The organism is Thermus thalpophilus (assembly GCF_022760915.1).
Classification (GTDB): domain Bacteria; phylum Deinococcota; class Deinococci; order Deinococcales; family Thermaceae; genus Thermus; species Thermus thalpophilus.
The window spans coordinates 39,615-50,017 of sequence record NZ_JAKTNS010000016.1 but is presented as its reverse complement, the minus strand read 5'-3'; the positions used below and the strand labels follow the sequence as shown (position 1 = coordinate 50,017).

The following is a 10,403-nucleotide window of genomic DNA, read 5'->3' as shown; positions in this document are numbered from 1 at the left end:
GGAGTGGTCCCCACATTTTTACTCGTCCAGTCTCACATGTGTCTGTCCGGGTTCAGGGGAGGAGGGCGAAGACCGCCCCCTCCAGGGCGAGCCAGGGGTCCTTACCCTCCTTGGCCCGGCGCTCGGCGGCGATGAGGACGTCTAGGGCCTCCCGGAGGGCGGCCTCCTCCAGGGAACGGGCGAGCTCCAGGGCGCGCCGGGCGGCGTAGGGGTGGGCCTCGAGGCGGGGGAGGTCCTCCTCCTTGGGCCTTGGGTTTTCCCGGAGGAGGAGGTGGGCCCGGGCCAGGAGGGCGAACTGCCAGGACAAGGCCCCCAGGACCTTGAGGGGCTCTTCCCCTTCTTCCCTTAGGGCCTTGAGGCGGCGGAAGGCCTCCTTTGCGTTCCCCTCCAGCACCGCCCGCACCAGGTCAAACCCGGTGACGGGGGGCTTCAGGGCCACCACCCGCTCCACCTTTTCCAGGGTGAGGGGCGGGGTGAGGAGGGCAAGCTTCTCCAGCTCCCGCTCCAGGGCTTCCAGGTCGGCCTCGAGGCCCGCCAGGTACTGGGCCACCCCAGCGGGAAGCCTGAACCCAAGCCGCTTCGCCCGGTTTTCCAAGTGGCGCAGGAGGTCCTTGCCCTTGGGGGTGGGGAAGTCCCGCCGCTCCCGGGCGCGGTAAAAGGCGGCCCGGGCGGGGGTGGGTTTGGGGTCCAGGAGGAGGACGGGGACGTTTTCCGGGGTCCGCTCCAGGAGGGGCTTTAGGGCCTTCCACTCCCCTTCGCCCACCTCCCGCAGGTCCAAAAGGGCCCCCGCCCCGCTGAAAAGCCCGGGGGAAAGGGCCTCCGCCAGGGCCTCCGGGGTGGGGTCGGTGAAGCGGGCAAGCCCCCAGACCCGGGCCTCCTCCAGGAGGGCCTCCTTGGCCAAAAAGGGGTCCCCGGTGAAGGCGATGACCATCTAGAAGGCGCTCAGCCCCGTGGCCTCCCGGCCCAGGACCAGGGTGTGGACGTCGTGGGTGCCCTCGTAGGTGTAGACGGTCTCCAGGTTCAGCATGTGGCGGATGGCGTGGTACTCCAGGGTGATGCCGCTTCCTCCCAGGATGTCCCGGGCGAGCCGCGCGGCCTCTAGCGCTTTCTTGACGTTCTGCCGCTTGGCCAGGGAGACCTGGGCCGGGGTGAGCTTTCCTTCGTCCTTAAGCCGGGCGAGCCGCCAGGCCAAGAGGAGCCCCTCCGTGTGCCAGGAGAGCATGTCCGCCAGCTTGGCCTGCACCAGCTGCTTCTGGGCGATGGGGGCGCCGAAGGTGCTGCGGCTTTGGGCGAAGGCCACCGCCTCCTGGTAGACCATCTCCAAGGCCCCCAGGACCCCCCAGGCGATGCCGAAGCGGGCTTGGGTGAGGCAGGAAAGGGGGGCTTTGAGCCCTTCCGCCTTGGGCAGGCGCAGGGACTCGGGCACCCGCACCCCGTCCAGGATGAGCTCGCTGGTCACCGAGGCCCTTAGGCTCATCTTGTGCTTCACCTCCCGGGCCTGGAACCCGGGGGTGTCCGTGGGGACGAGGAAGCCCAAAACCCGCCCCTCCTCGTCCTTGGCCCAGATCACGGCGATGTGGGCCAGGTTGCCGTTGGTGATCCACATCTTGGTGCCGGTGAGGACCCAGGTGTCCCCATCCCGGCGGGCCTTGGTCTTCATGTTGCCGTAGGGGTCCGAGCCCCCGTCGGGCTCGGTGAGGCCGAAGCACCCCACCAGCTCCCCCCGGGCGAGCTTGGGCAGGAACTCCCGCTTTTGCGCCTCGCTCCCGAAGGCGTAGATGGGGTACATGACCAAGGAGCTCTGCACGCTCACGAAGCTCCTCAGCCCCGAGTCCACCCGCTCCAGCTCGTAGGCGATGAGGCCGTAGGCGGCGCTGGAAACCCCCGCCCCCCCGTACTCCGGGGGCAGGGTGGGGCCTAGGAAGCCCAGCTCGGCGAAGCGGGGGATGAGGTGGGTGGGGAAGACCCCCTCTTCCCACCAGTGGCGGATGTGGGGCAGGGCTTCCTTTTCCAGGAAGCGGCGGGCGGCTTTTTGCACCTCCTTCTCCTCGGGGGTGAGGAGGTCTTCCAAGGCGTAGAAGTCCAGCATGGGGCACCTCGTTTAGAGCATACCCGCCAGGAACCCCTCTTCCCGGATGGTGCGGATCAGGTCCATGACCGTGAGGGACTGGGGGTCGTACTCCACCAGGACCTGGGCGGGGCCCGTGGCCTGGGCCTGGGCCACCCCTTCCAGGGCCTTGAGCGCCGTGAGGATCCTTTCCATCCCCTCGGGGGTGGGTTGCCCCCGGATGCCGATGAGGACGCGGTTCATGCCCTTCATTCTAAGACGCCCCGGGTTTCGCCCCTGGCCCCCCGGCTTCCCAGGACCCGCACCGCCAGGACCAAGGGGCCGATGGCGAAGCCCTGGGCCTTCAAGGCCTCCTCCAGGTCCTTCCTCCCGGGGTCCAGGTGAAGGGCCACCTCGTAGATCCCGGCGTCGTAGGCGCTTTTCACGATGGCGGCGAGGAGGCCTTCCAGGGCCTCTTGGCTCTGCCCTTCTATGCGGGTGATGAGGACGGTGGCCCTTTCCCCTTGCCACACCGCCTGGGCCAGGGCGAAGCCCAAGGGCGTTTCCCCTTCCTCGGCCAGGAAGGAGTGGCCCGTGCGGGCGAAGTGGCGCACGGCGCCTAGGCTTAGGGGGCGGTTCCCCGCCACCTGGTTTAGGGCCTCGAGGTCCAACTCGCTGAAGGGGCGAAAGCGCATGGTCCCATTATCGCCTTCGGAAGAGGAGGGCCTCCAGGAGGAGGACAAGGGCGGCGAGGAGGGCGAAAAACCTTCCCCCGCCCCCCGAGGTTTTGGGAAGGAAGCTCGCCTCCGGGGTGGGAAGAAGGGTCTCCTCGGGGGCCAGGAGGCCGGTGCGCACCTCCCGGTAGGGCTTGAGGAAGTTGTGGACCAAGAGGGGGAAGAAGGGCTTGTCCTGAAGGGCCTCGAGGGGCGGGAGGTAAAGCCCCCCCTCGGCTACGTAGAGGAGGCCCACGCCGCCCTCCCCCTCCGCCAGGGCCCGCCAGGGGCCTTGGGGCCTTGGGGGCGGGGGCAGGGCCTCCCCCAGGAGAGCCACCCCCTCCAAAAGGGGATGGGGGGTGGTGAGGAGGACGGGAATGGGGGCGCCGCCCCTAGGGGCCAGGAAAAGGGTGGGGGTTTCGGGGGCACCCTCGGGTACCCCAATCCGCACCAGGACCTCCCTCCCCTGGCTTACCCCGATGAGGGCGAAAAGCCGTGCCAGGGCGGGAAGCGTAGGGTAGTCCACCCCGGGCCGCCTCAGGCCAAAGGCCGCCCCGTCGTCCAGGGCCAGGGCGTCTTCCCCCACAAGCCGGGCGGCGAAGGTGGGGGGAAGGTCCGGGAGGCGGGCGTACCCCCGGGCGGGGACCTCCGCCCGAAGGCGCTCTCCCCCAAGCTCCACCTCGGCGGTAAGGGGCCTTTGGGCGCTATTCCCCAGGGCCAAAAACCCCCGGTCCACCGCCACCAGACCCAGGTTTTCCTGGGGGCTTCCCACCCCGATGTACCCCTCCGCCCCTTCGGGCGGGGGGCCGTCCGTGGCCACCACCACGGGGGCCTTAAGGAGCCTCCTCCCCAGGGCCATGGCCCCCTCCAGGTCCGCCCGGCGGTCCTCCGCCTCCATGGCCAAGAGGGCGTCCCGCAGGGCCACCCCCGGGGCGGGGCCGAAGGCTTTGGGCGTTTCCCCCGCCCGCACCAGCACCGCCTGGGGCGCCCTTTCCAGAAGGGGAAGAAGCCTTTCCTTGGCGAGGTCCAGCCGGGTCTTGGCCCCTTCCCTGGCGCCCATGCTGGCGGAGGCGTCCACCACGAGGACCAGGGGGGAGGGGCCCAAGGGGGGGTCGTCCAGGGCCAGGACCAAGAGGGCTGCGGCGAGGAGGAGGAGGAGGAGCCTTAGGTCCAGCCGGGGGCGGAAGCGGCGCCTTTTCCCCTTCCGCCAAAGCCACACCCCCGCCCAGGGCCGGGGCCTTTGCCCCCTGGCCCGGTAGAGGAGGTAGACAAGGAGGAGGATGGGGAAAAGCCAGAGCACCTTCTTCCCCAGCCTAGCCTTGGTAGGGTGAAGGGGTGTGGGTTTTGGGGATTGACACCTCCTGCGACGACACCGGGGTGGGCTTGGTGCGGGACGGCCAGGTGGTGGTGAACCTGGTGGCGAGCCAGGTGCGCCTCCACGGGGCCTACGGCGGGGTGGTGCCGGAGCTGGCGAGCCGCGAGCACCTCAAGGCCATCCGCCCCCTCACGGAAAGGGCCTTGGCCGAGGCGGGGATCACCGCTAAGGATCTAGACCTGGTGGCGGCCACCCGGGGCCCCGGGCTCATCGGGGCCCTCCTGGTGGGCTACACCTTCGCCAAGGGCTTGGCGTGGGCCTTGGGGCGGCCTTTCTACGCCATTCACCACCTCGAGGGCCACATCGCCGCCGCCTGGCCCGAGGGGATCGCTCCACCTTTCCTGGCCTTGGTGGCCTCGGGGGGCCACACCCACCTCTACGAAGTCTTGGGGCTTGGCCGCTACCGGCTCCTGGGGGCCACCCGGGACGACGCCGCCGGGGAGGCCTTTGACAAGGTGGCCCGGCTTTTGGGCCTCGGCTTCCCCGGGGGGCCAGAGATAGAGCGCCTGGCCCAGGAGGCGGAGGAGGCGGTGCCCTTCCCCGTGCCCCTTCGGGAGCAGGAGGGGTATGACTTTAGCTTCTCCGGCCTCAAGACCAAGGCGCTCCAGCTCGTGGAAAAGGGCCTTCCCAAGCCGGCCTTGGCCAAGGGCTTCCAGGAGGCGGCCATCCTGCATCTGGCGGAGGTGGTCCTGCGGGCGGCTCGGGACACGGGGCACAAGGTCCTCCTGGTGGCGGGGGGGGTGGCGGCGAACCAGGCCCTGCAGGCCCGCTTCCGGGAGGCGGGGCTTCAGGTCTACTTCCCCCCCAAGGGGCTTTCCCAGGACAACGGAGCCATGATCGCCCTCGCCGCCTACCGCCGCTTTAGGCAAGGCTTTCCCCCAAGCTCCCTTTCCTTGGGGGCCACCGCCTACTGGCCCTTGGAGGAAGCCTAAAGGGGTTTCTCATCCCCAAGGAGTACAATCGGCCCTAGGATGCTGGGCCTCTTACGGAAGCTTTTTGACAACAACGAGCGGGAGATCGCCCGCTACTACAAGCAAGTGGTGGAGCCCACCAACCGGCTGGAGCCGGAGGTGGAGAAGATTCAGGACCTGGCCGCCGCCTACCGGGAACTGAAGGAGAAGCACCAGAAGGGGGCTTCCCTGGACGAGCTCCTCCCCATGGCCTTCGCCCTCACCCGGGAGTCCGCCAAGCGGTATCTCGGCATGCGGCACTTTGACGTGCAGCTCATCGGCGGGGCGGTGCTCCACGAGGGCAAGATCGCCGAGATGAAGACCGGGGAGGGGAAGACCCTGGTGGCCACCTTGGCCGTGGCCCTGAACGCCCTCACGGGCAAGGGCGTCCACGTGGTCACGGTGAACGACTACCTGGCCAAGCGGGACGCGGAGTGGATGGGGCCCGTCTACCGGGGCTTGGGCCTGAGCGTGGGGGTGATCCAGCACGCCTCCACCCCGGAGGAACGGCGCAAGGCCTATCTGGCGGACGTCACCTACGTGACCAACGCCGAGCTCGGCTTTGACTACCTCCGGGACAACATGGCCATCAGCCCGGACCAGCTGGTCCTGCGCCACGACACCCCCCTGCACTACGCCATCATTGACGAGGTGGACTCCATCCTCATTGACGAGGCCCGCACCCCCCTCATCATCAGTGGCCCGGCGGAGAAGGCCACCGACCTCTACTACAAGATGGCGGAGATCGCCAAGAAGCTGGAAAGGGGCCTGCCCGCGGAGCCTGGGGTGCGCAAGGAGCCCACGGGGGACTACACCATTGAGGAGAAGAACCGGTCCGTCCACCTCACCCTCCAGGGCATCGCCAAGGCGGAAAAGCTCCTGGGGGTGGAGGGGCTTTTCAGCCCCGAGAACATGGAGCTCGCCCACATGCTCATCCAGGCCATCCGGGCCAAGGAGCTCTACCACCGGGACCGGGACTACATCGTCCAGGATGGCCAGGTCATCATCGTGGACGAGTTCACGGGCCGCCTCATGCCGGGGCGCCGCTACGGCGAGGGCCTCCACCAGGCCATAGAGGCCAAGGAGGGGGTCAGGATTGAGCGGGAGAACCAGACCCTGGCCACCATCACCTACCAGAACTTCTTCCGCCTCTACGAGAAGCGCGCCGGCATGACGGGCACCGCCAAGACGGAGGAGAAGGAGTTCCAGGAGATCTACGGCATGGACGTGGTGGTGGTGCCCACCAACCGCCCCATGATCCGCAAGGACTACCCCGACGTGGTCTACCGCACGGAAAAGGGGAAGTTCTACGCCGTGGTGGAGGAGATTGCCGAGAAGTACGAGCGGGGCCAGCCCGTCTTGGTGGGCACCATCAGCATTGAGAAGTCCGAAAGGCTTTCCCAGATGCTCAAGGAGCCCAGGCTCTACCTGCCCCGCCTGGAGATGCGCCTGGAACTCTTCAAAAAGGCCAGCGCCAAGCAGCAGGGGGAGGCCTGGGACCGCCTGAGGAAGCTTCTGGAAAAGCCCGGCCAGCTCAAAGACGAGGACCTGGCCTCCTTTGAGGAGCTCATCCCGCAAAAGGGCAACCTGCGCGCCGCCTGGGAGGGCCTGAAGCGGGCGGTGCACACCTTAAACGTTCTTCGCCGGGGCATCCCCCACCAGGTGCTAAACGCCAAGCACCACGCCAAGGAGGCGGAGATCGTGGCCCAGGCGGGCCGGAGCAAGACCGTCACCATCGCCACCAACATGGCGGGCCGGGGCACGGACATCAAGCTGGGGGGGAACCCCGAGTACCTGGCCGCCGCCCTTTTGGAGAAGGAGGGCTTTGACCGCTACGAGTGGAAGGTGGAGCTCTTCATCAAGAAGATGGTGGCGGGCCAGGAGGAGGAAGCGAAGGTCCTGGCGGCGGAGCTTGGGGTGAAGGACGAGCTTCTGGAGAGGATCCGCCAGATCCGGGAGGAGTGCAAACAGGACGAGGAGCGGGTGCGGGCCTTGGGGGGGCTTTTCATCCTGGGCACGGAGCGGCACGAGTCCCGGCGGATAGACAACCAGCTCCGGGGCCGCGCCGGCCGCCAGGGGGACCCTGGGGGGAGCCGCTTTTACGTGAGCTTTGACGATGACCTCATGCGCCTCTTCGCCTCTGACCGGGTCATCGCCATGCTGGACCGCATGGGCTTTGACGACTCCGAGCCCATTGAGCATCCCATGGTCACCCGATCCATTGAGCGGGCGCAAAAGCGGGTGGAGGACCGCAACTTCGCCATCCGCAAGCAGCTTTTGCAGTTTGACGACGTGCTTAGCCGCCAGCGGGAGGTGATTTACGCCCAGCGCCGCCTCATCCTTCTGGGCGAGGACGAGGCGGTGCGGGAGGCCGCCATGGGCATGGTGGAGGAGACGGTGGCCGCCTTAGCGGAAAACTTCCTAAATCCCCAGGTCCACCCTGAGGACTGGGACCTGGAGGGCCTTAAGGCCGCCCTCCTGGACACCGCGCCCCAGCTGCAGGACTTCCCCTTTGAAGAGCTCCGGAGCCTCAAGCCTGAGGAGGGGGTGGAGCGCCTGGTGGAGGCGGCCCTAAGGGCTTACGAGGCCCGGGAGGCGGAGCTTTCCCCGCCCCTCATGCGGGCGGTGGAGCGCTTCGTGATCCTCAACGTGGTGGACTCCGCCTGGAAGGAGCACCTCCACAACCTGGACGTCCTGCGCCAGGGCATCTTCCTCCGGGGTTACGGGCAGAAAGACCCCTTCCAGGAGTACAAGATTGAGGCCACCCGCCTCTTCAACGATATGGTGGCCTTCATCAAGGGGGAGGTGGCCAAGTTCCTCTTCCGGCTCAGGGTGGAGGCCGAACCGGTGCGCCCGGTGCGGGAGGCCCCCTACGTCCCCGTGCCCGAGGCGCCCAAGGCGCCTGAGGCCTTTGGGGTGGAAAGGAAGCGGCCCGCCACCCCCCCGCCCCAGCCGGGCCTTTCCCGGGCGGAGCGCCGGCGGCTCATGCGGGAGGAGAAAAAGCGCAAGAAGGAGTAAGCCGCCGCCCGGGGCAACCCCCGGGCGGCCGTTTACGCCTCCACCTGGAGGCTTGCGGGGTCTAGGTTGGTGTAGACGTGTTGCACGTCGTCCAGGTCCTCCAGGGCCTCCACCAGGCGCATGACCTTGGCGGCGTCCTCGGGAGGTAGGCTTACGGTGTTCTGGGGGTGTTGCACCACCTCCACCGCCTCCACGGGGATGCCCCGCTTCTTGAGCTCCTCGGCGATGCGGTAGGCCTCGGTGGGGTCGGTGTATAGGGTGAGGCTTTCCCCTTCTTCTTCCAGGTCCAAGGCCCCAAGCTCTATGGCCGCTTCCTGGGCGGCCTCCGAGTTTTGGCAGACGATGATGCCCTTGCGCTCAAACTGCCAGGCCACGCTCCCCGTGGTGCCCAAGGAACCCCCGTACTTGGAGAAGACGTGGCGCACCTCGCCGGCGGTGCGGTTGCGGTTGTCGGTGAGGGCGTAGACCAGGAGGGCCACCCCCCCCGGGGCGTAGCCCTCGTAGACGATCTCTTCGTACTGCTCGGCCCCTTCCCCGCCTCCTTGGAGCTTCTGCAGGAGGCGCTCAATGTTCTCCATGGGCACGTCGTCCGCCCGGGCGGCCTCAATGGCGTTCCGGAGCTGGACGTTGGCCTCCGGGTAGGGGCTTCCCCCGGCCCGGGCCGCCGCCTGGATGGCCCGAAGGTGTTTGGAGATGATCTTGCCGCGCTTCAGGTCGTTGGCGGCCTTCTTGCGTTTGATCTGCGCCCACTTGCTATGACCGGCCATGGCTCACCTCCCCCATTATAGCCAGGCGCTCTAGCACCCGCTCCGCCAGGCGTTCGCCCGCCTCGCGGAAGGGGTGGAAGAGGAGGCTCACCCCGGCGGCCTCTAAGGCCGGGTCCTCCTCCAGGTGGAAGCTGGTGGCGGCCACCACGCCCCTGAAGCCCCGCTCCTTTAGCCAGCGGGCGGCGAGGAGTTTGGCCTCGAGGTCCGGCAAGGCCAGGACCACCGCCTTCACCCCCGAGAGGTCCAGCCTTTCCCAAAGCTCGGGGTCCTCCGCGTCCCCGTAGAGGACCCGCCTGCCCTTGGCCCGGTGCCGCTCCACCTTCTCCGGGTCGGCGTCCAGGCCGAAGGGCCGCTCCCCCCCCGCCTCCAAGACCCGGTAGACCGCCCCCCCGGTGCGCCCCATGCCCACGATGAGGGCCGTGGCCCCGTCCAGGCGCTCGGGCTCCTCGTCGGGGTGGCGGCCCTTCCGCTCCAGCCGGAGGAGCCAGGGCTCCAGGCGCCTGTACAGGGTGTGGCTGTAGCGGCCCAAGGGGGCGGAGAGGACCATGGAAAGGGCCACCAGGAGGGCGAGGCTTCCAAGCCCCATGGGGAGGAGTCCCACCCGCTCCAGGGCCACCCCCACGATGAGGGCGAACTCCGAGTAGTTGCCGAGGTAGGTCCCCGCCACGAAGGCGGTGCGGGCTCGGAGGCCGAAAAGGAGGAAGAGGAGGAAGAAAAGGGGGGCTTTAAGGAGGGAAAGGAGAAGGAGGCCCAAGACCAGGCCCGCCTCCACCCCCTGTAGCCCTTCCCGCAGGCCGATGTTCAGAAAGAAGGCCACCAAAAAGGCTTCCTTTAGGCCCCAGAGGGCCTTGGCCATCTCCGTGCCCTTGGCGTGGCCGGAAAGGAGGGTGCCGGTGAGAAGCGCCCCGAGCTCCGGGGACAAGCCCACCTGGCGGAAGGTTTCCCCTCCCAAAAGGGCAAGCCCCAGGCCATAGAGGACCAAAAGCTCCTCGTGCCCGCTCCTTTCCAAAAGCCAGGCCACTCCGAGGCGGAGGAGGGGGAAAAGGAAGAGGAGAAGCGCCCAAGGGCTCACGCCGCCGCCGCCCACCAGGGTCAGGAGGCCCACCGCCACCAGGTCCTGCAGCACCAGGATGCCGATGGCCAGGCGGCCGTGGTAGGTGGTGAGCTCCCGCTTGTCCTCCAGGAGCTTGGCCACCAGCACCGTGCTGGAAAAGCCCAGGGCCAGGGCAAGGGGAAAGGGCCCGGCGAAGGGCAGGGCCAGAAGGGCGAAGAGGAGGAGGTGAAGCCCCCCCACCCCCAGGACCCTGGGGTCCAGGAGGTCCTTGGGCCGGAGCTTAAGCCCCAGGCTAAAGAGGAGGAGCAGAACGCCGATCTCCGCCGCGTGGTGCAGGAAGTCCGTTTCCCGCAGGCCCAGGGCGTGGAGGCCAAACCCCGCCCCAAGATAGCCCACCAAGGGGGGGAGGCCTAGCCGGGTGGCGAAAAGGCCCAGGGCGAAGGCGGTGGCTACCCAGAGGGCCTCCATGCCCCAAGGGT

9 protein-coding genes are annotated in these 10,403 nt (G+C 68.2%); 2 read left to right on the top strand and 7 right to left on the bottom strand.

The window, feature by feature from the left end:
- Positions 1–52: 52 nt before the first annotated feature.
- The 5 genes from holA to L0D17_RS07280 are packed head-to-tail and all read right to left on the bottom strand — an operon-like array spanning position 53 to position 4,060.
- Positions 53–931 carry a DNA polymerase III subunit delta gene (holA, locus tag L0D17_RS07300; RefSeq protein ID WP_243094614.1) on the bottom strand — a complete coding sequence of 293 codons (879 nt, stop codon included), beginning with the start codon at positions 929–931 and terminating at the stop codon, positions 53–55.
- Positions 932–2,089 carry an acyl-CoA dehydrogenase family protein gene (locus tag L0D17_RS07295; RefSeq protein WP_071677635.1) on the bottom strand — a complete coding sequence of 386 codons (1,158 nt, stop codon included), beginning with the start codon at positions 2,087–2,089 and terminating at the stop codon, positions 932–934.
- A 12-nt stretch (positions 2,090–2,101) separates the two neighbouring features.
- Complete coding sequence (locus L0D17_RS07290; protein ID WP_243094613.1) at positions 2,102–2,311, bottom strand: heavy-metal-associated domain-containing protein; 210 nt, start codon at positions 2,309–2,311, stop codon at positions 2,102–2,104.
- A 5-nt stretch (positions 2,312–2,316) separates the two neighbouring features.
- A complete protein-coding gene (locus L0D17_RS07285) occupies positions 2,317–2,742 on the bottom strand; it encodes a DUF1999 family protein (RefSeq protein WP_243094612.1) in 426 nt (141 codons plus the stop codon).
- Between the two features lie 7 nt (positions 2,743–2,749).
- A complete protein-coding gene (locus L0D17_RS07280) occupies positions 2,750–4,060 on the bottom strand; it encodes a vWA domain-containing protein (RefSeq protein ID WP_243094611.1) in 1,311 nt (436 codons plus the stop codon).
- Positions 4,061–4,095: 35 nt separating this feature from the next.
- Between L0D17_RS07280 and tsaD the strand changes: the two genes are divergently transcribed.
- Together tsaD and secA are read left to right on the top strand one after the other, a co-directional pair.
- Positions 4,096–5,067 (top strand): tRNA (adenosine(37)-N6)-threonylcarbamoyltransferase complex transferase subunit TsaD, encoded by a 972-nt coding sequence (gene tsaD, locus L0D17_RS07275; protein ID WP_243094610.1) that lies wholly within the window; start codon positions 4,096–4,098, stop codon positions 5,065–5,067.
- Between the two features lie 39 nt (positions 5,068–5,106).
- Positions 5,107–8,103 carry a preprotein translocase subunit SecA gene (gene secA / locus L0D17_RS07270; RefSeq protein WP_039459251.1) on the top strand — a complete coding sequence of 999 codons (2,997 nt, stop codon included), beginning with the start codon at positions 5,107–5,109 and terminating at the stop codon, positions 8,101–8,103.
- 32 nt (positions 8,104–8,135) lie between these two features.
- Here secA and L0D17_RS07265 read toward each other — a convergent pair whose 3' ends face one another.
- Positions 8,136–8,870 carry a YebC/PmpR family DNA-binding transcriptional regulator gene (locus tag L0D17_RS07265; RefSeq protein ID WP_039459254.1) on the bottom strand — a complete coding sequence of 245 codons (735 nt, stop codon included), beginning with the start codon at positions 8,868–8,870 and terminating at the stop codon, positions 8,136–8,138.
- Positions 8,857–10,392 carry a cation:proton antiporter family protein gene (locus tag L0D17_RS07260; RefSeq protein WP_243094609.1) on the bottom strand — a complete coding sequence of 512 codons (1,536 nt, stop codon included), beginning with the start codon at positions 10,390–10,392 and terminating at the stop codon, positions 8,857–8,859. Before L0D17_RS07260 ends, L0D17_RS07265 begins: the two co-directional genes overlap by 14 nt.
- Between the last annotated feature and the right edge of the window lie 11 nt (positions 10,393–10,403).